The organism is Micromonospora sp. NPDC049359, from assembly GCF_044466585.1.
GTDB lineage: Bacteria > Actinomycetota > Actinomycetes > Mycobacteriales > Micromonosporaceae > Micromonospora.
Genome location: NZ_JBITMW010000014.1, coordinates 32,858 through 57,162, shown reverse-complemented (window position 1 = coordinate 57,162; position 24,305 = coordinate 32,858). Strand labels below are relative to the sequence as shown.

21 protein-coding genes and 3 pseudogenes are annotated in these 24,305 nt (G+C 74.6%); 9 read left to right on the top strand and 15 right to left on the bottom strand.

The features are described 5' to 3' along the window. The first annotated feature begins 72 nt into the window (after positions 1 to 72). The gene (locus tag ACIBTX_RS27340) at positions 73 to 3,342 is read left to right on the top strand and encodes a BTAD domain-containing putative transcriptional regulator (protein WP_357118395.1); all 3,270 of its coding nucleotides are present in this window, start codon (positions 73 to 75) and stop codon (positions 3,340 to 3,342) included. 80 nt (positions 3,343 to 3,422) lie between these two features. Then, complete coding sequence (locus tag ACIBTX_RS27335; protein ID WP_357118392.1) at positions 3,423 to 4,115, top strand: hemerythrin domain-containing protein; 693 nt, start codon at positions 3,423 to 3,425, stop codon at positions 4,113 to 4,115. A 243-nt stretch (positions 4,116 to 4,358) separates the two neighbouring features. Here ACIBTX_RS27335 and ACIBTX_RS27330 read toward each other — a convergent pair whose 3' ends face one another. From ACIBTX_RS27330 to ACIBTX_RS27315, 4 genes are all read right to left on the bottom strand, one after another. Continuing rightward, positions 4,359 to 4,925, bottom strand: a complete 567-nt coding sequence (locus ACIBTX_RS27330; protein ID WP_357118389.1) for a dienelactone hydrolase family protein — start codon at positions 4,923 to 4,925, stop codon at positions 4,359 to 4,361. Positions 4,926 to 4,980: 55 nt separating this feature from the next. Then, entirely contained in the window at positions 4,981 to 6,090 is a 1,110-nt protein-coding gene (locus ACIBTX_RS27325; protein WP_357169966.1) for a nucleotide disphospho-sugar-binding domain-containing protein, read from the bottom strand. 55 nt (positions 6,091 to 6,145) lie between these two features. Next, positions 6,146 to 7,453: a phenylacetate--CoA ligase PaaK gene (gene paaK, locus ACIBTX_RS27320; RefSeq protein WP_357118383.1), complete on the bottom strand. Its 1,308-nt coding sequence runs from the start codon at positions 7,451 to 7,453 to the stop codon at positions 6,146 to 6,148. Positions 7,454 to 7,520: 67 nt separating this feature from the next. After that, on the bottom strand, positions 7,521 to 7,970 hold the full coding sequence (locus ACIBTX_RS27315) for a MarR family transcriptional regulator (protein WP_357118380.1): 450 nt from the start codon (positions 7,968 to 7,970) through the stop codon (positions 7,521 to 7,523). A gap of 137 nt (positions 7,971 to 8,107) precedes the next feature. On the opposite strand from ACIBTX_RS27315, the gene ACIBTX_RS27310 reads away from it, so the two are divergent. From ACIBTX_RS27310 to ACIBTX_RS27280, 7 genes are all read left to right on the top strand, one after another. Next, positions 8,108 to 9,331: an MFS transporter gene (locus ACIBTX_RS27310; protein WP_357169963.1), complete on the top strand. Its 1,224-nt coding sequence runs from the start codon at positions 8,108 to 8,110 to the stop codon at positions 9,329 to 9,331. A 140-nt stretch (positions 9,332 to 9,471) separates the two neighbouring features. Further along, a complete protein-coding gene (locus ACIBTX_RS27305; protein WP_357118373.1) occupies positions 9,472 to 10,230 on the top strand; it encodes a class I SAM-dependent methyltransferase in 759 nt (252 codons plus the stop codon). A 75-nt stretch (positions 10,231 to 10,305) separates the two neighbouring features. Then, on the top strand, positions 10,306 to 10,782 hold the full coding sequence (locus tag ACIBTX_RS27300) for a CrcB family protein (protein WP_357169959.1): 477 nt from the start codon (positions 10,306 to 10,308) through the stop codon (positions 10,780 to 10,782). Further along, on the top strand, positions 10,779 to 11,141 hold the full coding sequence (crcB, locus tag ACIBTX_RS27295) for a fluoride efflux transporter CrcB (protein ID WP_357169956.1): 363 nt from the start codon (positions 10,779 to 10,781) through the stop codon (positions 11,139 to 11,141). Before ACIBTX_RS27300 ends, crcB begins: the two co-directional genes overlap by 4 nt. A 147-nt stretch (positions 11,142 to 11,288) precedes the next feature. Beyond that, entirely contained in the window at positions 11,289 to 11,813 is a 525-nt protein-coding gene (locus ACIBTX_RS27290; protein WP_357118364.1) for a PadR family transcriptional regulator, read from the top strand. Then, positions 11,810 to 12,490, top strand: a complete 681-nt coding sequence (locus tag ACIBTX_RS27285) for an ABC transporter ATP-binding protein (RefSeq protein ID WP_357169953.1) — start codon at positions 11,810 to 11,812, stop codon at positions 12,488 to 12,490. The genes ACIBTX_RS27290 and ACIBTX_RS27285 overlap by 4 nt, the downstream gene beginning before the upstream one ends. Continuing rightward, the gene (locus ACIBTX_RS27280) at positions 12,487 to 14,640 is read left to right on the top strand and encodes an FtsX-like permease family protein (protein ID WP_357169950.1); all 2,154 of its coding nucleotides are present in this window, start codon (positions 12,487 to 12,489) and stop codon (positions 14,638 to 14,640) included. Before ACIBTX_RS27285 ends, ACIBTX_RS27280 begins: the two co-directional genes overlap by 4 nt. 9 nt (positions 14,641 to 14,649) lie before the next feature. On the opposite strand, the pseudogene ACIBTX_RS27275 reads toward ACIBTX_RS27280, so the two are convergent. The 11 genes and pseudogenes from ACIBTX_RS27275 to cobO all read right to left on the bottom strand — a co-directional run. Beyond that, a pseudogene (locus tag ACIBTX_RS27275) lies at positions 14,650 to 15,567 on the bottom strand (sirohydrochlorin chelatase); the annotation flags it as partial. Next, complete coding sequence (locus tag ACIBTX_RS27270) at positions 15,564 to 16,160, bottom strand: precorrin-8X methylmutase (RefSeq protein WP_357169947.1); 597 nt, start codon at positions 16,158 to 16,160, stop codon at positions 15,564 to 15,566. The gene ACIBTX_RS27270 and the pseudogene ACIBTX_RS27275, both read right to left, overlap by 4 nt. Then, positions 16,157 to 16,348: a 4Fe-4S binding protein gene (locus tag ACIBTX_RS27265; RefSeq protein ID WP_357169944.1), complete on the bottom strand. Its 192-nt coding sequence runs from the start codon at positions 16,346 to 16,348 to the stop codon at positions 16,157 to 16,159. The genes ACIBTX_RS27270 and ACIBTX_RS27265 overlap by 4 nt, the downstream gene beginning before the upstream one ends. Beyond that, positions 16,336 to 17,529 (bottom strand): annotated as a pseudogene (cobJ, locus tag ACIBTX_RS27260) (precorrin-3B C(17)-methyltransferase); the annotation flags it as partial. The gene ACIBTX_RS27265 and the pseudogene cobJ, both read right to left, overlap by 13 nt. Before the next feature lie 123 nt (positions 17,530 to 17,652). Beyond that, positions 17,653 to 18,195: pseudogene (locus ACIBTX_RS27255) on the bottom strand (precorrin-3B C(17)-methyltransferase); the annotation flags it as partial. Then, entirely contained in the window at positions 18,192 to 19,589 is a 1,398-nt protein-coding gene (cbiE, locus tag ACIBTX_RS27250) for a precorrin-6y C5,15-methyltransferase (decarboxylating) subunit CbiE (RefSeq protein WP_357169938.1), read from the bottom strand. The pseudogene ACIBTX_RS27255 and the gene cbiE, both read right to left, overlap by 4 nt. Beyond that, complete coding sequence (locus tag ACIBTX_RS27245) at positions 19,586 to 20,737, bottom strand: cobalt-precorrin-5B (C(1))-methyltransferase (RefSeq protein ID WP_357169935.1); 1,152 nt, start codon at positions 20,735 to 20,737, stop codon at positions 19,586 to 19,588. The genes cbiE and ACIBTX_RS27245 overlap by 4 nt, the downstream gene beginning before the upstream one ends. Then, positions 20,734 to 21,558, bottom strand: a complete 825-nt coding sequence (cobM, locus tag ACIBTX_RS27240) for a precorrin-4 C(11)-methyltransferase (protein WP_357169932.1) — start codon at positions 21,556 to 21,558, stop codon at positions 20,734 to 20,736. The genes ACIBTX_RS27245 and cobM overlap by 4 nt, the downstream gene beginning before the upstream one ends. Next, a complete protein-coding gene (gene cobI / locus ACIBTX_RS27235; RefSeq protein ID WP_357169929.1) occupies positions 21,555 to 22,328 on the bottom strand; it encodes a precorrin-2 C(20)-methyltransferase in 774 nt (257 codons plus the stop codon). Before cobI ends, cobM begins: the two co-directional genes overlap by 4 nt. After that, a complete protein-coding gene (locus ACIBTX_RS27230) occupies positions 22,325 to 23,683 on the bottom strand; it encodes a cobyrinate a,c-diamide synthase (RefSeq protein WP_357170567.1) in 1,359 nt (452 codons plus the stop codon). The genes cobI and ACIBTX_RS27230 overlap by 4 nt, the downstream gene beginning before the upstream one ends. After that, the gene (cobO, locus tag ACIBTX_RS27225) at positions 23,683 to 24,294 is read right to left on the bottom strand and encodes a cob(I)yrinic acid a,c-diamide adenosyltransferase (protein WP_357169926.1); all 612 of its coding nucleotides are present in this window, start codon (positions 24,292 to 24,294) and stop codon (positions 23,683 to 23,685) included. Before cobO ends, ACIBTX_RS27230 begins: the two co-directional genes overlap by 1 nt. Positions 24,295 to 24,305 lie beyond the last annotated feature (11 nt).

Below are 24,305 nucleotides of genomic sequence, written 5' to 3'. Positions count from 1 at the left end.
CCCGGGCGTGACCGTGCACGGGCGGATCGCCCGACGCCGTTGACTAGGATTGGCCCAGTCATGCTGCTACGGGTGCTCGGACCGCTCGAGGTCGAGGTCGACACCGGCGGACCGACCGACCTCGGCGGCCCCCGTCAACGCGCCGTGCTCGCGCTGCTGCTGGCGGCCCGCGGCGAGGTCGTCTCCGTCGGCCGGATGATCGAGTTGCTGTGGCGGGGGGACGCCCCACCACGGGCGATCGTCTCGCTGCAGGCGTACGTCTCGCACCTGCGCCGCGTGGTCGAGCCGACCCGCGAGCGCCGGGCGCCGGCGCGGGTCCTGGTCACCGTGCCACCCGGGTACGCCCTGCGGGTGCCGGCCGACGCCGTCGACGCCAGCCGATTCGAGTCGCTGCTGGCCGAGGCTCGCGCGGTCAGCTCGACCGACCCGGAGCGGGCCCGTCAGCTGCTCCGCGCCGGACTCGACCTGTGGCGCGGCCCGGCGTACGCCGAATTCGTCGGTGAGCCGTGGGCGCAGCCGGAGGTGCTGCGCCTGGAGGAGCTGCGACTGGTCGCCCGGGAGCTGCTGGTCGACGTGACCATGCGCGGCGGCGACCCCGCCGAGGCGGTGCCGGAGGCGGAGCTGCTGACCCGCCAGGCGCCACTGCGGGAGGAGGCGTGGCGGCTGCTGGCCCTGGCGTTGTGGCGTACCGGCCGGCAGGGCGACGCGCTCGCCGCGCTGCGGCGGGCCAGGGCGACCCTGGTGGACCAGCTCGGCCTGGACCCCGGCCCGGCGCTGGTCGAGGTCGAGGCCGCGATCCTGGGCCAACGTCTGGACCTGCTCCCGCCGGCCGCCGCGACGACGGCCGCCGGGGCCGAGCGGCCGGAGGAGACGTTCGTCGGCCGGGAGGCCGAGTTGGCGGCCCTCGGACAGGCAGCCGCCGAGGCGCGGGTAGGTGGCCCGCGTGTCGCGCTGGTCAGCGGGGAGGCGGGCGCCGGCAAGACGCGTCTGCTCAGCCGGTTCGTCGAGGACCTGAACGCCACCGGCTGGCTGGTCGCCCTCGGTCGCTGCCCCGAGGCCGAGGGCGCCCCGCCGGCCTGGGCGTGGGTCGAGGCGCTACGGCGCCTCGCGCTCCAGGCGCCGCCCGGTGCTCTCGCCCCGGCGCTCGCACCGCTGCTCGACGAGGGCGACGGGGAGGTCGGTGGGGACGTCACCGCCGGCCGGTTCCGGCTGCATCGCGCCGTGGCCGCCTGGTTGGACGCCGCGGCCGCCGGCCGACCGGTCGCCGTCGTACTCGACGACCTGCACGCCGCGGACGCCGAGACGCTGCTGTTGTTGACCAGCGTGGCCGAGACGACGGCGGGCGCGGTGCTGTTCGTCGCGGCGTTACGGCCCGCCGACAACGCCGAACGGCTCGCCGACACCATGGCCGTCCTGGCCCGCCGGTCGCCGCAGCGGATCGCGTTGGGCGGTCTGACGACGCCCGAGGTCGAACGGCTGCTCGGCGCGCTGGCCCGGACCAGCGTCGATCCGGACACCGTCGCCGCGCTGGCCGAACGCACCGGCGGCAACCCCTTCTACGTCCGCGAGTCGGCCCGGTTGCTCGCCGCCGAGGGCACCCTCGTCGCCACCTCCGACGTGCCCGAGGGCGTCCGCGACGTGCTGCGTCGACGACTCGCCCACCTGCCGTCGGCGGCGGTGTCGGTGCTGCGCCTCACCGCGACCGTGGGCCGGGAGGCGGACGTGCGGACCCTCGTCGACGCCTCCGGCGCCGACGAGGGCACCGTCCTGGGCGGGCTGGAAGCCGGACTGAGCGCCGGTCTGCTCACCGAGCCGGCGCCGGGACGGGTCCGCTTCGTCCACGGTCTGGTCTGCGACACCATCTACCGCGACCTGCCGCAGCTACGCCGTACCCGCCTGCACGCCCGGATCGCCGCCGTCACCCGCCGACTCGACCCGGACGACTATCCGGCCCTGGCGTACCACTACTCGCGCGCCGCGTCGACCGACACCGCGCCCCTCGCCGTCGAGTACGCCGTCCGCGCCGCCGAGCTGGCCGAGCGTCGGTACGCGTACGACGCCGCCATCGAACTGCTCGCAAACGCCGTCGACGCGGCCGCGTCGGTGCCCGGGGACCGGGACGCGCTCCGGGTCGACCTGCTGGGCCGGCTGCTGCGCGCCCAGGCCCGGGCCGGCGCGGTGGCCGCCGCCCAGCGGACGCGGACGCGGGCCGTCGACATCGCCATCGCGGCCGGCCGCGACGAGCTGCTCATCGCGGCCTTCACCGCGTGGACCGTGCCGAGCCCCTGGCTGCGCCACGAGTACGGCGCCGTGGACCCCACCGCTGTCGAGCTGCTCACGCGGCTGTTGCGCGCCGACCACTTGGACCCGGTCACCCGGTGCCGGCTGCTCGACGCGCTCGCCACCGAGCTGGACGGGGAAGCGGACCCACGCGGCGTGGCGGCCGGGAGGGAGGCCGTGGCGGTCTCCCGGCGGCTGGATGACCCCGAGCTGCGCGCCCTCGCGCTGGCCGCCCGCGCCCGCACCCTGAACTACGAGTTGGAGGCCCCGCAGCGCCTGGAGCTGGCCCGGGAGCTGCGGGACCTCGCCGACGAGCACGGCCTGGTGACCTGGCGCTGGGTCGCCGAGCAGGTGGTCGGTCACTGCGCCGCCGCGCTCAACGACCCGGAGCAGCTCCGGGCCAGCGTCACGCGGCAGGGGCAGCTGGCCGAGACGTACCAGCTCAAGGAGGCGCAGGTTCTCCACCTGTGTTCCCTGGCCGTGCTCGCACACGTCGCCGGTGACTTCGTGACCGCGCGGAAGCACTACGACGAGGTCGCCGAGCAGATGCGGCGGCAGGGATCGCTGCACGCGGAGGCCTTCCACTACCTTGCCGTGGCGACCCTGCTGATGAGCCAGGGCCGTTTCGGCGAGCACGTGGAGGCGACCCGCAGGATGCGGCCGTCGTTGGGGCCGATCGTGGACGACCTGCTGGCGTTGGCGCTGATCGAGAGCGGCCGGGTGGACGAGGCACGGGCCATGCCGATCGGCCGGCACACCTACCGCCCCGACTACTTCCAGTCGTCCCTGCTGAGCGTACGGGCGATGGTCATCGTGGCCCTGGGTCGGCGGGACCTGGCGCAGCCGGTGATCGACGCGCTGCTCCCGTTCCGTGATCAACTGGCCGGGCTCTCCACCACGGCGGCCGTGGTACGACCGGTCGCGCTGACGCTCGGGGAGCTGTTCCGCCTGACAGGTCGTACCGAGGAGGCCGCGGAACACTTCCGGCTGGCGGCGGCGCTGGCGCGCCGGTGGGAGTCGCCGCACTGGCTGGCCCAGGCGACGGCGGCGCTGGCCGACTGACTCCCTCCTTCCAAGTGGGTTCCAAGTGGCGGCGCGAATGATCGTCGTGTTCGACCCACCGAGTCCGTGGAAAGGGAACCGTGAACCAGACCCACCAGGAAGCGATGGCCGACGTCCGCGACATGTACATGGTGCACATCATGTTCCGTCGCGAGCTCGGCCTGCTCCCACAACTCGTCCGCGGCGTACGGCCCGGCGACGCGAAGCGCGCGGACGTCGTCGGCGCCCACGCCGCGCTCCTGTGCCAGCAGTTGCACCTGCACCACGAGGGTGAGGACCTCTTCCTGTGGCCGCTGCTCGCCGAGCGCGGTGGCGCGGAGGCGGCCGCCGTCGTCCCCGCGATGCAGGCCCAGCACCACGGCATCGAGCAGGCCTACGAGGCGGTCGTCGCGCTGCTCCCCGCATGGCGTCGGACCGGACACGACGGCGCGGCCGTGGCCGACGCCCTGGAGCAGCTCCGGACCGTCGCCGCCGAGCACATGGCCCTCGAGGAGGCCGAGATCCTGCCGCTGGCGCAGCGGTACGTCACCGCGGCCGAATGGGCGAAGCTCGGTGAGCACGGGCTCAACGACACCCCGAAGAAGGACCTGCCGCTGATCTTCGGGATGGCGATGTACGAGGGCGACGCCGCGGTGATCAAGGCGGTGCTCGCGCACGCCCCGCTGCCGGCGCGGCTGCTCATGCCGATCGTCGGACCCCGGCTCTACCGCACGTACGCCAAGCGCGTCCACGGCACGGCCACGCCCCCACGCATCGGCGCGACCGCAAGCTGAACACTTCGCTCGCGGCGAATCGACCGCGCCGACGAGGGGGCGGCGGGGTCGACGCACGCCAATCGGGGTCGGCGATTGGGGGCGCCGGCGACGGACGTCGCCGGGCCGGGGTGGCACCGCGGCGAAGACGCCGCTCCGGGAGGGACGGCAGGCGAAGCCGAGCCGGGAGGGGCGGCAGGCGAAGACGCCGCCGAGCTGGGGTGGCGAGGCGCAGGGGCGACACCTGACCGCGCGGACGCGCGGTCAGGTGTCGGCGAGGAAGGCCAGCGCGCGGGGCCAGAGCGCCGTGGCGGCGTCCGGGGCGTACTCGGTCAGGGCCGGGTCGGTGAACAGGTGACCCACGCCGGGGTAGCGGAACACCGTCAGGTCGGCGCCGGCGGCGGTCATCGCCCGTTGCCACTCGTCGATTTCGTCCGGCGCGTCGTACGGGTCCGGGTCGGCGACGTGCAACTGCACCGGCAACCCGGGCCGCACGACGTCCGGCGCACCGCCGGTGCCGTGCAGCAGGAGGAGGGCGGCGGCGTCGGGGCGTTCGGCGAGCAGCGCCCCGGCCACCCCCGCGCCCATCGAGAAGCCGGCGAGGACCGTCTGCGGCGGCAGGTCGCGCAGCGCGGCGCGGGCCCGGTCGAGCACCAGCTCGTGGCCGATCTTGTCGAGCAGCGCGAAGCCGTCCTCGACGGTGTCGGCGGCGGGCACGCCGTACAGGTCGGGGGTCGTGACCTGGTGCCCGGCGGCGCGCAACCGGTCGGCGGCGGCGCGGACGGCGGGCCGCAGCCCGTACACGGAGTGGAACAGCACGACGTGGCGCATCCGGTCATCCTGCCGCCGCCGGGCCGCCGACCGGCGGGGACACGCGGGGGTGGGCTCAGACCAGCGCCGCCAGCCGGGCGATCAGGGCCGACGGCGGTGGCATCGCGGCGATCTCCTGGCTGACCTGCACGGCGACGGTCCGCAGGGTCTCGTCGGTGAGGAGCCGGGTCAGCGTGCGCGCGGTGATGTCGGCCGGGCGGGACGCGAGACCCGCGCCCCGGCGAGCCACCAGCTCCGCGTTGTGCCGCCGGTCCCCCGGACCGACGGTCGCCAGTTGCGGCAGGCCGGCGGCGAGGGCGCCGAGCGCGCTGCCCGCGCCCCCGTGATGAACCAGCGCCGCGCTCGCCGGCAACGCCTCGTCGAGCGGGATCCAGTCGACGACCCGGACGTTGGCCGGCAACGGACCGGCCGCCGTACGCCGGTCGGGGCGGACCAGCACGATCTCGGCGTCCACGTCGGGCGCGGCCGCGACCACGGCGGGCATCGGGCCCCGGTCGCCGGGGCCGGTCAGCGTGCTGCGGGTGACCAGGATCCGGGGCCGTTCGGCGGGCTCCCGCAGCCAGTCCGGCAGCTCACCGCCGCCCACGTAGGAGGTGTGGCGCAGCGGCCAGCCGTCCTGGGTCGCGACGCTGGGTGGCGCCACGGCGAGGGCGGCGGCCGGGGCGGGCAGCTCGGACAGGCCGTGCCGGCGCAGCGCGGCGCCGAGCCGGACGACGGTGGCGGCGACCAGCTCCCGGCCGTCGAAGAGGCTGTTCTCCTGGCGTACGGCGGGCACGCCCAGCCGTGCGGCGGCGACCGCCCCAGCGACCGCGAACGGCTCGTGCAGCACCAGGTCCGGTCGCCACTGCGTAGCCAGCGTGACGACCGGGTCGGTGAGCTGGTCGTTGAGCGCGCCGAAGAGCAGCCCCGCGCCCCGGGTGTCGGCGGTGCCGGCCATCTCGGCACGGGCGATCAGCGGATGGCGGAGGAAGACCCGCCGGGCGATCCGGCCGAAGTCGAAGCCCGGCGCGATGTCGTGCACGGCCAGTCCGGCGTCGGCGGCGGCCAGGGCGCCGCCGCCGGTGGCCAGCAGCACGTCGTGGCCGGCGTCGCGCAGCGCGACCGCCAGCGGCACCAGGGGGAAGGCGTGCCCGACCAGCGGAGCGGAGACCACCAGCACACGCATGGCGTCGATCCTAGGTCGACACCGGCCGACCCGTTGTCCCGCTGACCGGACGGGGTCAGCTGGCCCGTCGCTGGTCGACGATACGGCGCATCTTGCCCATCGACCGCTCCACCGCGTCCGGGGCGAGCACGTCCACAGTGACGCTCACCCCGATCGTGTTCTTCACCAGCTCCACCAGGGCGGCACCTGCCCGCTCGGCGGCGTCCACGGCCACGTCGGCGCGTCGCTCAACCCGTACGGTGAGGGTGTCCAGCCGGCCCTGCCGGTCCAGGACGCACTGAAAGTGCGGCGAGAGCTGGGGCGTCCGCAGGATCAGCTCCTCGATCTGGGTGGGGAAGACGTTCACCCCCCGCACGATCATCATGTCGTCCGTCCGGCCGGTGATCTTCTCGATCCGGCGCATGGGGCGCGCGGTGCCGGGCAACAGCCGGGTGAGGTCGCGGGTGCGGTAGCGCACGACCGGCATCGCCTGTTTGGTCAGCGAGGTGAGCACCAGTTCGCCCTGCTCGCCGTCGGGCAGCACCGCGCCGGTGACCGGGTCGATGATCTCCGGGTAGAAGTGGTCCTCCCAGAGGTGCAACCCGTCCTTGGTCTCGACGCACTCGGTGGCCACGCCGGGGCCCATCACCTCGGAGAGCCCGTAGATGTCCAGCGCGTGGATGTCCAGGCGCTGCTCCATCTCACGGCGCATGTCCTCGGTCCACGGCTCCGCGCCGAAGATGCCGACCCGCAGCGAGGTGCTGCGCGGGTCGACGCCCTGACGCCGCATCTCGTCGACGATGGCGAGCATGTAACTGGGCGTCACCATGATGATCTCGGGCTCGAAGTCGCGGATCAGCATGACCTGCCGTTCGGTCATGCCACCGGAGACCGGGATGACCGTGCACCCCAACTCCTCGGCGCCGTAGTGGGCGCCGAGGCCGCCGGTGAAGAGCCCGTAGCCGTACGCGACGTGCACCCGGTCGCCGGGTCGTCCGCCGGAGGCGCGGATGGACCGGGCCATCAGCCGGGCCCAGGTGCGCAGGTCGTCGCGGGTGTAGCCGACCACGGTGGGTCGGCCGGTGGTGCCGGAGGACGCGTGCAGTCGGGCCACCTGCTCCCGGGGTACGGCGAACATGCCGAACGGGTAGTTGTCGCGCAGCTCCGCCTTGCCGGTGAACGGGAAACGGGCCAGGTCGGCGAGGTCCCGGCAGTCGTCGGGGTGCGCTCCGACGGCGTCGAAGGCCCGGCGGTAGTGCGGCACGTTGTCGTACGCGTGCCGCAGCGACCAGCGCAGTCGCTCGCGTTGCAGGGCGCGCAGCTCGTCGACGTCGGCGCGCTCGATCGGCTCCAACTCCTGGAGCGCCGGGGTGCGGTCCTGCATCGCGTGCCTCCCTTGGTGCGGCGATCCCGGGTACCGTACGCCCGCCGTCGTCAGCCTGACCGGGCGGTCAGCGGACGGCCGGCAGCCGGTGCAGGGCGTCGACCAGTGGGGCCAGCTCGGGGGTGGCGTGCGCCTCGGCGAGCGCGTCGGTGAGTACCCGGTCGTGGGTGGGTCGGGCGCGGGCGAGCAGCTCGGACCCGGCCGGGGTCAGCTCGGTGTAGATGCCGCGCCGGTCGTCGGCGCAGAGGATGCGGGTCAACAGTCCGCGCTGCTCCAGCCGGGTGACGAGGCGGGTGGTGGCGCTTCCGGAGAGCGCGGCGGCGCGGGCGAGTTGGCTCATCCGCATGTGCCAGCCGTCCTGCCGCGAGAGCGCGTCGAGCACCGTGTACTCGACGACGGACAGCTCGTGGCCGGCCTGCAGCGCCCGTTCCAGGGACGCCTCGATGAGCCCGTGCAGGGCGGCGAGGGTGCGCCAGCCCTGGGCGCGGATCTCGACCGCGTCGTCGGCGATGCCCATCTCGGCCTCCTCGATGTGATCTGACCTGGAGCCCAGGCTACCACGCTTGCGCTTATATAGAGCGTGTGCAAGCATCTCGTTGTCAACGCGTGTAGTTGCACACGCTGCACATCCGACCCCTCCCCGATGGGATGACCATGTCCGCACGCCAACAGTCCCTGCCGCCCGGCCTGATCGCGCTGGCCATCGGCGCCTTCGGTATCGGCCTCACCGAATTCGTCATCATGGGATTGCTGCCCGAGGTGGCCGCCGACTTCGCGGTCACCGAGCCGGTCGCCGGCTGGCTGATCTCCGGCTACGCGCTCAGCGTGGCCGTCGGCGGAGTCGCCCTCACCGCGGCGGTCACCCGACTGCCCCGTAAGCCCGTACTGCTCGGCCTGATGGTGCTCTTCATCGTCGGCAATCTCCTCTCCGCCGTCGCGGGGAACTATCCGGTGATGATGGCCGGTCGCGTCGTCGCCGCGCTCTGCCACGGCGCGTTCTTCGGCATCGGCGCCGTGGTGGCCGCCGGCCTGGTCGCGCCGGCCCGTCGCGCCGGCGCCATCGCCATGATGTTCGCCGGACTGACCATCGCGAACGTGCTCGGCGTACCCTTCGGCACCTTCCTCGGGCAGCACTTCGGCTGGCGCTCCACGTTCTGGGCGATCACCGCCATCGGCGTGGTCGCCCTGATCGGGTTGGCCGTGCTCATCCCGGCCCGCGACACCGCCGACACCGACCGCCCCGCCGGCGGCCTGCGCGGCGAGCTGGGAGCCTTCACCCACACCCAGGTCTGGCTGTCGCTGGTGATCACCGTCCTCGGCTTCGGCGGGATGTTCGGCGCGTTCACCTACATCGCCTACACCCTCACCGAGGTCAGCGGCTTCGCCAGCGGCACGGTGCCGTGGCTGCTCGTCCTCTTCGGGGTGGGCCTCTTCGCCGGCAACCTGCTCGGTGGCCGGGCGGCCGACCGGTCGCTGTCACGCACGCTGGTCACCGTCCTGGCGGCGCTCACCGTGGTCCTCGTCGGCTTCGCGCTGACCGCGACGAGCCCGACCCTGACCATCGTCGCGCTGGTGCTGATGGGTGGGTTCGGCTTCGCCACCGTCCCGCCGCTGCAGATGCGGATCATGCACTACGCCCGCCAGGCACCGACCCTGGCGTCCGGCGCGAACATCGCCGCGTTCAACCTCGGCAACGCGCTGGGCGCCTGGATCGGCGGGGTGACCATCGCCGCCGGGTTCGGCTACACCTCGCCGATCTGGGCCGGCGCCGCGCTCACCCTGGCCGGGCTGCTGGTCCTCGTCGGGGCGCTGCGGCTGGCTCGGCGGAGCGAGCCGGCACCGACGGCCGACACGGAGGTGGCGGAGACGGCGGCCTGACCGCCGGGACGACGACGCCGGGTCGGGCGGTTGCCTGACCCGGCGTCACCTCGATCATCGCCCTGCCATCTTCTCGCAGTTGCAAAAGATGTGCAACAAGGTCTGGACAACACTCCGGTGCTGTAACTAGCCTTTTTCTTATGAGTCCTTACATCACCGATCCCTGGGCATGGCAGGAGAGCTGGGACCGCCAGCAGGAGGCGTACCTGCCGGACCGGGAACACCGCTTCACCGCCATGCTCGACACCGTCGACGCGGTCGTCGACGGTCGACCGCCGCGCGTGCTCGACCTGGCGGGTGGCACCGGGACCATCTCGCTGCGCACGCTGGCCCGCTTCCCCGACGCCGAGGTGACCCTGGTCGACCTCGATCCGGCGCTGCTCGCCATCGCCCGCGCCTCGCTCGGCGGACGCGCCACGATCGTCACCGCCGACCTCGGCGCCCCCGACTGGCACGCCGCGCTCCCCCATCGCGACTACGACGCCGTCCTCACCGCCACCGCCCTGCACTGGCTGCCGGCCGACCGGCTCGGGCAGCTCTACGCCGAACTGCGCGACGTGCTGCGCCCGGGCGGCGTCCTCGTCAACGCCGACCACATGCCCGACGACGCGCTGCCGGCGCTGACCAAGCGGCTCCTGGATCGGGCACGTGACCGGCGCGAAGCCCGCTACGCCGCCGGCTCGACGCTGTCCTGGTCGGACTGGTGGGCCCGCGCCGGCGCCGACCCGGCGCTCGCCCCGCTGGTCGCCCAGCGGCAGACGATCTATCCGAGTGGGCACAGCCCCGAGTGGACCCCGCCGGTCTCCTGGCACCTGACCGCCCTCACGGCGGCCGGCTTCGACCAGGTCGGCACCCTCTGGCGAGGCGGCGCGGACGCCGCCGTCGCGGCCGTACGCTGAGGCTGACACGCGCGGCCGCCGGCGTCCGTGAGCCGTACGCGGACACCGCCGGCGGCGGCAGTACGCTGAGAACCCGTGGCAGAGCCGCTGGACCCGCGCACCGACCCAGACGTCGACCTCCGGGTGCCCGCCGACCGGGGTGAGCTGACCGCGCACCCCGCGGCGATCGTCGCCGCCATCGCGGCGGGCGGCGTGCTCGGCGCGCTGGGCCGGGCCGGGCTGCAACACCTCGCTCCGCACGCGTCGACCGGCTTCCCGTGGGCGACGTTCGCCGTCAACACGTCCGGCTGTCTGCTGATCGGCGTGCTGATGGCGGTGCTCGGGCACCTCGGCGGCGGGCACCCCCTCGCGCGCCCGTTCCTCGGGGTCGGGATTCTCGGCGGCTTCACCACGTTCTCCACCTACGCGGTCGACATCCAGCAGGCGCTGGTCGCGGGCGCCGCGGGCACCGCGCTGACCAACCTGGCCGCGACGCTGCTCGGGGCGCTCGTCGCGGTCGCGCTGGGTGACGCCGTCACCGCCCGACTGCTGAGCGGCGCGGCGGCCCGATGACCGTCCTGCTGATCGCCCTGGGCGCGGCCGTCGGCGCTCCCCTGCGCTACCTCGCCGACCGGGCCGTGCAGTCCCGGCACACCTCGGCGTTCCCCTGGGGCACGTTGACCGTCAACGTGGTGGGCTCGCTGCTGCTCGGCGCTCTCGTCGGCGTACCGGCGGGTCCGGCGGTCAGCGCTCTCGTCGGCACCGGATTCTGTGGGGCGCTGACCACCTACTCGACGTTCAGCTACGAGACGCTGCGGCTGGCCAGGGGCGGTCGCCGGCTGTTCGCGCTGGCCAACGTGGCGGGCAGCGTCGCCGCCGGGCTCACCGCGGCCAGCGCCGGCTACGCCCTGACCCACGCCCTGACGGCCTGACCCGCAAGGAAGGGCCCGTTACTAACGCTATGCGTTAGTAACGGGCCCTTCCTTGCAAACACCCAGCACACCCCCGGACCAGGAGCGCGACGGCGAGCACCCCGAGGGTATATACGCGAGGTATACCCTCGGTGTAGTCTCCTGGGCATGAGCGTGCCACTGACCCTGCTCGGTCTCCTCGAACGAGAACCCAGCCACGGCTACGACCTGAAGCGCGACTACGACGCCTTCTTCGGCCGGGGCAAGCCACTGCCGTTCGGCCAGGTCTACTCGACCCTCAGCCGGCTCGCCCGGGACGGAAAGGTGGTGATCAGCGACGTCGCACCCGGCGCGGGGCCCGACCGCAAGCGCTACATCATCACCGACGTCGGTGCGACCGAGGTCGAGCAGTGGTTGACCCAGCCCGTCGACCCGGAGCCGCACCTACAGACGGTGCTCTTCGCCAAGGTCGTCCTCGCGCTGATGCTGGACCGGCCGGCCGCCGACTACCTCGACACCCAGCGCAGGGCGCACCTGCACCGGATGCGCGAGCTGACCGAGATCAAGCGCGCCGGCAACCTGGTCGACGCGCTCCTGGCCGACCACGGCCTCTACCACCTGGAGGCCGACCTCCGGTGGATCGAGATGACCGGCGCCCGACTGGACGCCCTGCGCAAGGAGGTGCGGCCATGAGCGTCGTCATCGAAGCCCGTAACGTGACGTTCGCCTTCGGACAGACGCCCGCCCTGCGGGGTGCAACCATCAGCGTCGACACCGGCGAGATCGTCGCGATCATGGGGCCCAGCGGCTCGGGCAAGTCCACCCTGCTGCACTGCCTGGCCGGCATCCTGGTGCCCGACTCCGGCGCGATCCTCTTCGACGGGGCACGCGTCGACGCCATGGACGAAAGCCGGCGCAGCGGTCTGCGCCGGGACCGGTTCGGCTTCGTGTTCCAGTTCGGCCAACTCGTCCCCGAGCTGACCGCCGTGGAGAACGTCGCGCTGCCGTTGCTGCTCGACGGCGTACACCGCAAGCAGGCGCTGCCGAAGGCGAGCGCCTGGTTCACGCGCCTCGGCCTGGACGGCCTGGAGCAGCGCCGCTCCGGCGAGCTCTCCGGCGGGCAAGCGCAACGCGTCGCCCTGGCCCGCGGCCTGGTCGCCGAGCCGCAGGTGCTCTTCGCCGACGAGCCGACCGGCGCGCTCGACTCGCTCACCGGCGAACAGGTGATGGACCTGCTGGTCAGCTCCGCCCGCGAGCAGGGCACCACAGTCATCCTGGTGACCCACGAGGCGCGGATCGCCGCGTACGCCGATCGCGAGGTCATGGTCCGCGACGGGCGCGTGAACGCGCCGGAACGGATCGCCTCATGATCCGCTTCGGCCTCCGCCTCGCCGTGGCCGGTGGCCGGGAGGCACTCACCCGCCTGCTCGTCATCGCCGCCGCCGTCGCGATCGGCAGCGGGCTGCTGCTCACCACCCTGGCCGGGGTCAACGCCGTCAACGCCCAGCTCACCCGGTACGCCTCGATGTATCCCAACGCCTCGGCCGGCGACGTCGACCCGCTGTGGTGGTCGACCCGTCAGGACTACTTCCGTGGCAAGCAGATCATCCGCATCGACGTCGCCGCGACCGGCTCGACGTCGCCCACCCCGGTCGGCGTCCCGACCGTCCCCGGCTCCGGGGAGTTCTACGCCTCGCCCGCGTTCCGCGATCTGCTGGCCGCCCACCCGGCCGCCGAACTGGGCGACCGCTACCCGGGGCGTAACCTCGGCACGGTGGGTCCGGCCGCGCTGACCTCGCCGGACACCCTGCTCATCATCGTGGGCGGCACCCCCGACCAGGTCGCCGCTCTGCCCGCCGCCAAGCAGGTCACCAGCGTCGGCGACACCCCCGCCCTCCCCGAGACCACGGTGGACCTCATCCTGGGCGTGATCGCCGGCGGGTTGCTGTTCCCGGTGCTGATCTTCATCGGCACCGCCACCCGGCTCAGCGCCGCCCGCCGGGAGCAGCGCTTCGCCGCGATGCGCCTGGTCGGCGCGACGCCCCGGCAGATCTCGACGGTCGCCGCCGTGGAGGCGACCGCCGCCGCCCTCGCCGGCACCGCCGTCGGCTTCGGTCTGTTCTACGCCTTCCGCGACCCGCTCGCGGGCATCCCGTTCACCGGCATGCCGTTCTTCCCCAGCGACATGTCCCTGGGCGTGCTGAACATCCTGCTGGTGGCGCTCGGCGTCCCGGCCGGCGCGGCGCTGGCGGCCCAGATCTCGCTGCGCCGGGTCCGGATCTCGCCGCTGGGCGTCACCCGACGGGTCACTCCCCGCGCCCCACGCGCGTACCGGCTGATCCCGATGGTGCTCGGCGTCGCCGTGCTGCTCTTCGCCCTCGGCTTCAAGCCCGCGACGTCCGACGGCCAGACCGCGGTGTTCCTGCCCGGCCTGCTGCTCATCATGGCCGGCCTGGTCCTCGCCGGTCCCTGGCTGACGATGGTCGGCGCGCGGGTGATGGCCCGGTACGCCAACCGTCCCGCCACGCTCATCGCCGCGCGACGTCTCGCCGACAACCCGAAGGCCGGGTTCCGGGCGATCAGCGGCATCATGCTCGCGCTGTTCGTGACGAGCGTGGCCGTCGGCGTGATCACCACGATCGTCGCCAACCGTGGTCCGGCGCCGGTGGGCTCGACCGACGCGGGCACGGTGAACACCGTCTTCGACGAGAAGGCGCAGTCGGTGCCCGACACGCTCTTCGCCGACCTGCACGCGATCAGCGGTGTGCGGTCGGCGACCGCCATCCGGGAGAACCCGGCGCCCACCGGCTCCGGCGAGGTCGGGGTGATCGCGTGCGCCGACCTCCCGAGCGCGTACGGCCGGTGCGCCGAAGGCGCGAGCGTCATCGAGGTGCCGATGGGCCTCAGCCGCTGGCGGGAGTCGGCATCGCCCGCGACGGTCTGGCCCGCCGCCTCGCTCACCCTCGACGACCTCCAACGGCTACCGGTGTTGTCGGTGGTCGTCGGCACGGACGGGTCCGCCACCGCCATCGAGGGCGTCCGCACCGTGCTGGAGGTCGCCTTCCCGACCTTCTGGGTGGGGCCGAACGTGCCCGGCGACTTCGAGTCGGACTTCGCCGACACGCTGCGCGGCTGGGAACAACTGGCCAACGTGATCATCGTGGCCAGCCTCGCGCTCGGCGGGTGCAGCCTCGCGGTCAGTGTGATCGGCGGTCTCACCGAACGCCGTCGACCGTTCAGCCTGCTACGCCTCAGCGGCGCCCCGGTACGGGTCCTGCGCCGGGTGGTGGCGCTGGAGAGCGCCGTACCGATGCTCGCCGTCGCCGCCGTCGCCATCGGGATGGGACTGCTCGCCGGGCACCTGTTCCTGCGGGCGCAGATGCACTACACGCTCGTCGCGCCGCCGCCGCGCTTCGCTCTGATCGTCGTCGTCGGCCTGGCTGCCTGCCTGGGCGTCATCGCCTCGACCATGCCGCTGTTGGAACGCGTCACCGGCCCGGAGACGGCCCGCAGCGAGTGAGCGTCAGGACCCGGTGGCCACCGCGATCGCCCCGTGCCCGTGGTGGTGGTGATGGTGGTGGCCAACCGGGTCGTCGGGGTGGTCGTGCGGTTGCTGCGGGCGGCCCACCTTGTCGGCGAAGCCGGGCATCAGGACCCGGTAGGCGCAGGTGTCGCAGTTCATCCGGATGTCCCCGCCCAGCGCCTCGTCGTAACGTTCGCGCACCAGGTCGGCGAGGGCGTCGCAGTCGCCGATCACGTCGGCGACGCGGACGTCCAGGTTGGGGTGGGCGGCGGCGAACTCGGCCGACTGGGCGACGATCCGGTCGGGCAGCACCCCGGCGAACAGGAAGTACGGCGCGACGACGATCCGCCGCGCGCCGAGCCGGCGCAGCCGTTCCAGCACCGCCGGCACGGACGGTTCGGCGAGGGAGATGAACCCGGGCTCGACGCCCGCGTACCCGCGCCCCTCCCAGAGCAGCCGGGCGACCTTGGCGACCTCGGCGTTGGCGTCCGGGTCGGTGGAGCCGCGCCCGATGAGCGCCACCCAGGTACCGGCCCGGTCGGCGTCCGCCGACGTGGTGCCCGCCAAGGCGGCGTCGATGCGCTCCTCGAGGGCCGTGTGCAGCAACGGGTGAGGGCCGAGCGGACGCCCGTAGCGGTACGTCAACCCGGGGTGCCGCTGCTGTTCACGGGCCATCGCGGCCGGGATGTCGCCCTTGCCGTGCCCGGCGCCGGTGAGCACCAGCGGCAGCGCGACCAGGTTCCGGTGACCGCGCCCGACGAGCGTGCCGACCGCGTCGGTGAGCGGCGGACGGGACAGCTCGATGAAACCGCCCTCCACGTCGCCGATCTCACCCCGACGGCGGACCCGCTCGACGAGCGCGGCGAACTGGTCGACCCCGGCCGCGCTGCGCGTGCCGTGCCCGACGATGACCAACCCGGTCATGACCTCTCCTCGCTGTAGAGCAGGGCATTGAGGGCGGCGGCGGCGACCGCCGAGCCGCCCTTCTCGCCCACGTTGGACACCCCGGGCAGGCCGCTGGCCCGCAGCGCCGCCTTCGATTCGGCCGCGCCCACGAAGCCGACCGGCAGGCCGACGACCAGCGCCGGGGCGGCGTCCAGGGTGAGTAGTTCGACGAGCGCGGTCGGCGCGCAGCCGACCACCCAGACCGCGCCGGGGCCGACCCGGTCCAGGGCGATCCGCACGGCCGCCGCCGAGCGGGTGATGCCGGCCGCGCGGCCCAGCTCGGCGGCGGCCGGCTCGGCGACCGGGCAGACGAGTTCCAGTCCGGCCCGGGTGATGCCGGCGGCGACCATCGCCACGTCCGTCACCACGGGTGCGCCCGCGCGCAGCGCGGCCAGCCCCGCCTCCAGGGCCACCTCGTCGCAGACCAGCTCGTCGACGTACGCGAGGTCGGCGCTGGCGTGCACCACCCGCTCGGTAACCGCCCGGGTCAGTGGTGGCAGGTGCGACAGGTCGACGCGCTCGCGCAGGATGCGGTACGACTCGACCTCGATGGGATGCACCGTCCGGCTCATCGGGCTCCTTCCCAGGGCTCGGTCACGCGGATCGCGTCGACCGGGCAGATCTCCAGGCACTCCAGGCAGCCGGTGCACCGGTCGGCGCGTACCGTGAGGCCGCCGGCGACCGGCCTGATCGCGTGCGTGGGGCAGGTCAGCAGGCACGCGCCGCAGCCCTGGCAGGCGTCGATGGTCACGAGCGCCACCGGTACCCCCGGGGTGTGACCATCCGCCCGGCGACCAGCCGGGTGTCGCTGTTGCCCACCACCACCACGCTGTACATGTCGACGATGGCCGCGTCGAGCGTGGCCACCGTCGCGAGGTGCACCCGCTCGCCGGGGCGGCTGGCGTTGCGCACCACCCCGACCGGGGTGTCCGGCGGCCGGTGCGCGGCGAGGATGCCGAGCGCCTTGCCGAGCTGCCAGTCGCGGGCGCGGCTGCGCGGGTTGTAGAACACCGTCACGAAGTCACCCTCGGCGGCGGCGCTCACCCGCCGCTCGATGACCTCCCACGGAGTGTGCAGATCGGACAGACTGACGTAGGCGTGGTCGTGCCCGAGTGGCGCGCCGAGCAGCGCCCCGGCGGCGAGGGCGGCGGTCACCCCGGGCACGCCCACCACGTCGATCCGCTCGTCGGCGTACTCCAGGGCGGGGCTCGCCATCGCGTACACCCCGGCGTCGCCGGACCCGATGAGCGCGACCGCGCGGCCGGCGGCGGCCTCGGCCACGGCGGCCCTGGCCCGCGCCTCCTCCGCGCCGAGCGAGCTGGCGAGCACCCGGGTGCCCGGCCGCAGCACGTCGCGGACCTGGTCGACGTACTGGTCCAGGCCCACCACCACGGCCGCGCGGCGCAGCTCCGCCACCGCCCGGGGAGCGCGCAGGTCGGCCGCGCCCGGCCCGAGACCGACGACGGCGAGCCGGCCGCGCGGCGCGTGCCGCGCCACCGCCACGGTCGCCATCGCCGACGCGGTCTTGCCCACCAGCAGCGTCGCGTCGCCGGCCCGGCCGTCCGCGCCGAGCAGGGCCGCGGCCTCCGCGACGCTCGGCGTGCCGACCGCCGCCCGGACCACCTCGCTGGGGTGCGGCACGTCGACCGCGGCGAGGCGCGTCGCGGGCCAGGTCACCAGGGGTACGCCGAGCGCGTCGGCGGTGCTGCGGATGCCCGCCTCGTCAGCCTTGATGTCGGCGCTGGCCAGGCAGCTCAGGCTCGCCGGGTCGACGCCGGCCTCGGCCAGCACCCGGTGCAGCAGTTCGGCCACCTCGGCGGCCGGTACGCCCCGACTCGCCCCGACACCGGCGACCAGCGACGGCGGTCGCAGCACGGCGGTCCGCGCGTCGATCGGCACCACCCGATCGGTGACCAGCAGTCGGTAGTGACCGCCGGTCGCCTTCTCGTCGGCCGCGCTGCCGGTGACGCCCTCGTCGAACGCGCCTTCGACGAACGCGCCTTCGACGAACGCGCCTTCAACGGCCACGCCTTCGACGGACGTGGCCCCGGGGTGGCCGGCATGGCCGGCGCCGGCCTCGGGCTGGACGACGCGCACGTTCGGTGGCAGGGCGGGTAGCGGCCAGGCGGCGTCGGCGACCAGCTCGACCGGCTCACCGTCCAGGATGGCCCGGGACACCGCGGCGACCGCGCCCCGCACGGGCCAGCCGAGGGTGTCCAGCCCGGGCAGCCCGACCGCGTCGGTGGCGGTGGTGACCACCGGTTGGGCGTCCAGTAGCGCGCCGACCCGCTCGGCGAGGTCGTTGCCGCCGCCGGCGTGACCGCCCAGCAGCGCCACCGAGTGCCGGGCCGCCTCGTCGACGACCACCACGGCCGGGTCGGTGCGCTTGTCGCCGAGCAGCGGCGCGAGGACGCGTACCACCGCGCCGGTGGCCAGGAACGCGACCACCGCGTCACATTCCGCCCAGGCGGCGCGTAGCGCGTCGGCGACGCCGTCGCCCTCGACCAGCCGGGCGTGCGGCCAGGCGGCGGCCAGGATGTCGGCGTGCCGCCGACCGGCGGCGGTGGCCGCCACCAGGCCGATCCGCGCCGGAGTGTTGTCGTTCACGGGCGCTCCCCGGTGAGGACGACCACCGGGTTGGTGGCCGCGAGACGGATCGACCCGCCGGGCAGGTCGGCGAGGCGGGCGGCGGCGAGCTGGCTGCCCTCGACCCGGTAGCCGGCGGCGCGCAGCAGCGCCACCGCCGGCGCGACGCGATCCAGCGCGGCCAGGGTGAGCACGATCCGCTCGGGGCGGCGGGCCACCACGGCGGCGAGGACGTCGACGCCGCCGCCACCCACGAAGACCGCGTCCGGTTCGGGCAGACCATCAAGCGCCGTCGGGGCACGCCCGACGACGATCCGGACGTCGACGGCGTGCGTGGCGGCGTTCTCCCGAATCGTCGCGGCGGACGCCGGGTCCTGCTCGACGGCGAGCACGGCCGCGCCGAGTAGCGCGCACTCGATGCCGACCGAGCCGCTGCCCGCGCCGACGTCCCAGACGAGGCGACCCAGCCGGGGGCGCAGCCGCGCGACGACCAGGGCACGCACCTCCGACTTGGTGATCATCGAGTCGCGGTGGGCGTACCGGCTCTCCGGCAGCGCCCAGCCGCCGACCGGCGCGGCGGCCGGCTGGTTGTCGACGCGCATCCCACCGACCGCGACGGGTTCGGGAGCTGGCGCGGGCACGGCCCGCGCGGGCGCAGACACGGGCACGGCTGGCTCGGACACGGCGGGCACGGGCACGGCGGGCACGGGCACGGCGGGCACGGGCACGGCGGGCTCGGACACGGCGACGCTGAGCAGGACGTGTGGGTCGGGCCAGGTGCCGGCGGCGGCTTGCGCAGGGCTCATCTCCCGCACCCGTTCGGCGTCGGTGCCGAGGTTCTCGGCGACCAGCAGGCGTCGGGACCAGCCGACGAGGCCGGCGCCCACTTCGGCGGCCCCGGCCCCCGGCGCGGTGAGGACCGCGACCAGCGGCAGCGCCCGGCAGGCGTTCAGCGCCGGTCGGAGGTCGCGGCCGTGCGCGGTCACCACGGCCGCGCCGTCCCAGGACAGTCCGGCGCGGGCGAACGCGGCGGCCACACTGGACACCGCCGGCACCACCCGCAGCGGCAGCCCGGCCGCGCGCAGCCGCCGGACGATCCCGAACAGGCCGGGATCGCCGCTGGCCAGCACGACGGCCGGCACCCGGGCGTCGACGGCGTCGGCCAACCGGCGCAGGGCCGGGGCGAGCGGTCCGAGGACGATGGTCTGCGCGCTCCCCGGTACGGGCACCGCGGCCAGGTGCCGGGCCGCCCCGACCACCAGTCCCGCGCCGGCCAGCGCGGAGGCGAGGGCGGGATGCGGCGGCGCCCCGGCGGCGTCGAGCCCGACCACGGTCACCAGCGCGTCCGGGGATGCCACCGTCGCCGTCGCTTCGCTTGAGGTCACTCCGCCCACCAGCGCGTCCGGGGCGCTCATCGCGGCCACCGGCCGGACGAGGCGACGACCCGCGCGCCGGCGAAGTCGACCATCGCCACGTCCACGGTGACCGTCGGCCCGGCGAAGCGTCGTAGCACCGCCTGGACCCGTTGGCAGAGCAGGTCCCCGGCCGCACCGAGCAGGCCGGCCGCCTCCCACAGCTCGTACGCGTGCCGCCCGGTGTTGGCCTCGGTCACGGCGGCGACGAGCGCCGGATCGCCACCGGCGTCGGCGGTCACCGCGCCGAGCAGGGACAGGTCCACCGTGGAGCGGGTGTAGTGGGTCATCAGAATGCCGGCGGCGAGCTTGGCGAGCTTGCCGGCCATGCCGACGAAGACCACGCCGGTCATCGCGTCCTCGACGGCGGCGCTCACCGCCGCGCCGGTGAAGTCGCCCACCTCGACGAAGCACACCTCGGGCAGGTCGGGCAGCAGCGCGCGGGCGGCCCGCTCGGTACGCCCACCGGTGCACAGCACCACGGTCCGCTCGCCCTGGGCGGCCATGACGTGCACGGCCTGCACCACGCTGGCCCGCCAGGAGGCGGTGGAGAAGGGCCGGACGATTCCGGTGGTGCCGAGGATCGAGATGCCGCCGAGGATGCCGAGCCGCCGGTTGGTGGTCTTGCGGGCCATGATCTCGCCCCGGGGCACGCTGATGACCACGCGCACACCGACCTCGGTGAGGTCGACGACCTCGGCCACCGCCTCGCCGATCATCCGGCGGGGCGTGTCGTTGATGGCCGGTCCGCCGACGGCGAGCCCGAGGCCGGGTTTGGTGACGGTGCCGACGCCGGTGCCGCCGGCCAACCGCAGCCCAGGGGCGTCCGTGTAGTCCACGGTGGCGGTCAGCTCGGCGCCGTGGGTGACGTCCGGGTCGTCCCCGGCGTCCTTGACCACGACCGCCTCGGCGCGCACCGGTGGGCTGCCGGTCACCTCGCAGCGTTCCACCGGGAAGCGCACCCGTCGCCCGGCGGGCAGGCCGATCTCCACCTCAGGTTGGATTTCGCCGGTGACCAGGGCGGTGACCGCCGCCTTGGCCGCCGCGGTCGCGCACGCGCCGGTGGTCCAGCCGGTCCGTAGCGCGGTGGGCCGGACCTTCGCCGTACGCGGCAGGTCCGGCTCGCGCAGCGGCGGTTCGGCGTACGTCATGGGGTTTCTGTCTCTCCGGCGCGGGCGCGGCGCAGCTCGGCGCGGGCGGCCGGTTCGGCGCGACGGAAGGTGTGGAAGTGCCCCGGGTGGTAGAGGTGCGAGCGGGTGCCCGTCGCGGCGAGGGCCGGGCCGACCAGGAACAAGGTGTGTTTCCACAGCTTGTGCCGCTTGACGGTGGCCTCCAGGGTGCCGACCGTGCAGCGCACGACCAGCTCGTCGGGCCAGGTGGCCTGGTACGCCACGACGGCCGGAGTGTCCGCCGGGTAGCCGCCGGCCAGCAGTTCGGCCTGCACCTGCCCGGAGCGGGCGGCGGAGAGGAACAGCGCCATGGTGGTGCCGTGCCGGGCGAAGTCGCGGACCCGCTCGCCGGGCGGCATGGGGGTCTTGCCGCCTTCGAGGCGGGTGAGGATCACCGACTGGGCGACCTCGGGCACGGTCAGTTCCCGCCCGACGATCGCGGCCACGGCGGTGAACGACGACACCCCGGGGACGATCTCGACGGCCAGGTCGAGCGCCCGGCACAGGTCCAGTTGCTCCTGCACCGCGCCCCAGAGGGCCGGGTCGCCGGAGTGGATGCGCGCCACGGTCAGCCCCTGCGCGGCGGCCCGCTCGTAGAGCGGCAACACCCCCTCGATGGGCAGTTGCGACGAGTCGACGACCTTCGCGTCGGGGCGGGCGTGGTCGAGCACGTCGGCGTGCACCAGGCTGGCCGCCCAGATCACGACGTCCGCCGTGGCGATCACGCGGGCGGCCCGCAGGGTCAGCAGGTCCGCCGCGCCCGGGCCGGCGCCGACGAACCACACCTTGCCGTCGCTGGTCACAGTTTTCCTCCTCGGTACGCGCGCCGGGCGGGGACCAGCAGCGTGGACAGGTACGGCAGGTCGGGCCCGGCGTCGTCGACCGGGCCGATCCGTTCGCCGGGCAGGCCCAGGGCGCGCCCGAGCACCGCGTCGGGAAGGCGGTCCTGCCGGCGTAACTCGGCCAGCAGCTCGGGGTGCCGTCGCCAGCCCTTGTAGACGACCACGGTGCCCGGCCCGGCGAGGGCGTCGGCGAACGGCGCGAGGCCGGCGGTGGCCGGCAGCAGCGTGAGCGGTTCGCGTCCCTCCACGAGCGGGGTGCCGCTGCGCGCGGCCAGCTCCTGCATGGCGGTGACGCCGGGCACCGTCGCCACCCGCACGGCGGGGCGCAGGGCCCGCACGCTCTGCGCCAGGTAGCCGAAGGTGGAGTAGACGTTGGGGTCGCCGATGGTGGCGAAGGCCAGCGATCGCGCGCCCGCGTCGATCGCCTCGACGACCGTCCCGGCGGCCTCGTCCCAGGCCGCCGTGCGGCGGGCGGTCACCCCACCTCGATCGTCGAGGGCGAACGGCAGCCGGCGCAGCCGGTCCGCCGCGACGTAGGCCCGGACGGTCGCCTCGGCCCGTCCGGCGTCCGCGCCCGGCGGCGTCGGACCGGTCGTCGCGCTGGTCTCGGCCCGGTCCGCCATCACGGGTACGAAGACCACGTCGGCCTCGCGCAGGACCCGCACCGCCTTGACGGTGAGCAGTTCCGGGTCGCCCGGTCCGACGCCGACGCCGGTCAGCGTGGCGGTCATCGGGCCGCCTCGACCAGCCGGCGGGCCGCCGCGGGGTGCCCGGCCCAGTGGGTGTGCAGGTAGGAGGCGTGCACCCGACCGTCGACGAAGCCGTGCTCGGTGTCGTTCCAACGCCACGCCGGCGCCTTGCCGTGTCCGGGGTCGGTGGTGGTGCGGTGGAACTCGTGGCCGCGTACCGGCTCGCCCGTCCGGGCCACCGGTGAGTCGGTGACGGCGACGGCCTCGCGGTAGCCGAGGGTGAGCCGGCCGGTCATCTGGGCGGTCAGGTCCAGCCGCCCGCACATGGGTACGCCGTCCAGGGACCGCCCGAGGTAGAGCAGCCCGGCGCACTCGGCCACGATCGGCCCGTCGAAGTCGGCCAGCTCGGCGCGGAGCGTGCCGTTGCCCGCGAGGGCCTCGGCGTACGCCTCGGGGAAGCCGCCGCCGATGACCACCGCCCGGGTGCCGCTGGGCAGCGCCGGGTCGCGCAGCGGGTCGACGGTGACGATGTCCGCGCCGGCAGCCGTGAGGAGTTCGGCGGTCTCGGCGTACGAGAAGGTGAAGGCCGGACCACCGGCGAGCGCGACCCGTGGCCGCCCGACGCCGGCCGGCCCGCCGACGGCCTGGACCGGGTCCCAGGCCGGGGCGGTCAGCGGCCCGGCGCTGCGGGCCAGGTCGAGGACGGCGTCGAGGTCGACGGTGGCCTCGACCAGTTCGGCGAGCGCGGTGACGATGGCGAGCGATTCGGGGGTCCGTTCGGCGACCGGTACCAGCCCGAGGTGCCGGGCCGGCGCGGCGACCTCGGCGGCGCGGGTGACGGCCCCGAGCACCGGTACGCCCACCTCGGCGAGGGCGTCGCGCAGCAGCGTCTCGTGCCGGGGCGAGCCGACCCGGTTGAGGATCACGCCGCCGATCCGCACGGCGGGGTCGAACGCGGCCATGCCGAGGGTCAGCGCCGCGGCGGAGCGGCCCTGCGCGGTGGTGTCCAGCACCAGCAGCACGGGCGCGTCGACGAGCCGGGCGACGTGTGCCGTGGAGGCGAAGTCGCGCCGGCCCACCGCGCCGTCGTGCAGGCCCATGACGCCCTCCACCACGGCGATGTCGGCGGGCGTGGGGACGCTCGCGCCGTGCCGCAGCAGGCCGGCGATCCGCTCGGCCCCGACCAGGAACGGGTCGAGGTTGCGACCGGGCCGGCCGGCGGCGAGGGCGTGGTAGCCGGGGTCGATGTAGTCCGGGCCGACCTTGTGCGGGCTGACCGTGAGGCCGCGTCGACGCAGCGCGGCGAGCAGCCCGGTGGCGACCGTCGTCTTGCCGTGGCCGCTGGCCGGCGCGGCGACCACCACCCGGGGCAGCGACAACGGTTCGGCGGGGGCGATCACCACTCGATGCCCTTCTGACCCTTCTGACCGGCGTCCATCGGGTGCTTGACCTTGGTCAGCTCGGCGACCAGGTCGGCGGCGGCGACCAGGCGCGGGTCGGCGTCGCGACCGGTGATGACGACGTGTTGGAAGCCGGGCCGGTCGGCGAGGGTGGCGACCACCTCGTCGACGTCCACCCAGCCCCACTTCATCGGGTAGGTGAACTCGTCCAGCACGTACAGCCCGTAACGCTCGGCGGCCAGGTCCCGCTGGATCTGCCGCCACCCCTCCAGGGCGTCGGCGGCGTGGTCGGCCTCGCCGCCGCGCTGGATCCAGGACCAGCCCTCACCCATCTTGTGCCAGGCGACCGGCGCGCCCTGGCCGGTACGCTCGTGCACCTCGCCGAGCGCCCGGAAGGCGTTCTCCTCCCCGACCCGCCACTTGGCGCTCTTGACGAACTGGAAGACTCCGATCGGCAGGCCGGCCGTCCAGGCCCGCAGCGCCAGCCCGAAGGCGGCCGTCGACTTCCCCTTCATCTGTCCGGTGTGGACGGCGAGCAGCGGCCGATTCCGCCGCTGCCGCGTCGTCAACCCGTCCGCGGGCACGTGACTCGGCTGTCCCTGCGGCATCAGAGTTCCCC

Excerpts from the sequence above, each read along its gene's own strand:
- ACIBTX_RS27330 (WP_357118389.1), bottom strand. The coding sequence starts at position 4,925 with ATGCGCCACGTCGTGCTGTTCCACTCCGTGTACGGGCTGCGGCCCGCC.
- ACIBTX_RS27325 (WP_357169966.1), bottom strand. The coding sequence starts at position 6,090 with ATGCGTGTGCTGGTGGTCTCCGCTCCGCTGGTCGGGCACGCCTTCCCC.
- paaK (WP_357118383.1), bottom strand. The coding sequence starts at position 7,453 with ATGCAGGACCGCACCCCGGCGCTCCAGGAGTTGGAGCCGATCGAGCGC.
- ACIBTX_RS27315 (WP_357118380.1), bottom strand. The coding sequence starts at position 7,970 with ATGGGCATCGCCGACGACGCGGTCGAGATCCGCGCCCAGGGCTGGCGC.
- ACIBTX_RS27310 (WP_357169963.1), top strand. The coding sequence starts at position 8,108 with ATGTCCGCACGCCAACAGTCCCTGCCGCCCGGCCTGATCGCGCTGGCC.
- ACIBTX_RS27305 (WP_357118373.1), top strand. The coding sequence starts at position 9,472 with ATGAGTCCTTACATCACCGATCCCTGGGCATGGCAGGAGAGCTGGGAC.
- crcB (WP_357169956.1), top strand. The coding sequence starts at position 10,779 with ATGACCGTCCTGCTGATCGCCCTGGGCGCGGCCGTCGGCGCTCCCCTG.
- ACIBTX_RS27290 (WP_357118364.1), top strand. The coding sequence starts at position 11,289 with ATGAGCGTGCCACTGACCCTGCTCGGTCTCCTCGAACGAGAACCCAGC.
- ACIBTX_RS27285 (WP_357169953.1), top strand. The coding sequence starts at position 11,810 with ATGAGCGTCGTCATCGAAGCCCGTAACGTGACGTTCGCCTTCGGACAG.
- ACIBTX_RS27280 (WP_357169950.1), top strand. The coding sequence starts at position 12,487 with ATGATCCGCTTCGGCCTCCGCCTCGCCGTGGCCGGTGGCCGGGAGGCA.
- ACIBTX_RS27270 (WP_357169947.1), bottom strand. The coding sequence starts at position 16,160 with ATGAGCCGGACGGTGCATCCCATCGAGGTCGAGTCGTACCGCATCCTG.
- cbiE (WP_357169938.1), bottom strand. The coding sequence starts at position 19,589 with ATGAGCGCCCCGGACGCGCTGGTGGGCGGAGTGACCTCAAGCGAAGCG.
- ACIBTX_RS27245 (WP_357169935.1), bottom strand. The coding sequence starts at position 20,737 with ATGACGTACGCCGAACCGCCGCTGCGCGAGCCGGACCTGCCGCGTACG.
- cobI (WP_357169929.1), bottom strand. The coding sequence starts at position 22,328 with ATGACCGCCACGCTGACCGGCGTCGGCGTCGGACCGGGCGACCCGGAA.
- cobO (WP_357169926.1), bottom strand. The coding sequence starts at position 24,294 with ATGCCGCAGGGACAGCCGAGTCACGTGCCCGCGGACGGGTTGACGACG.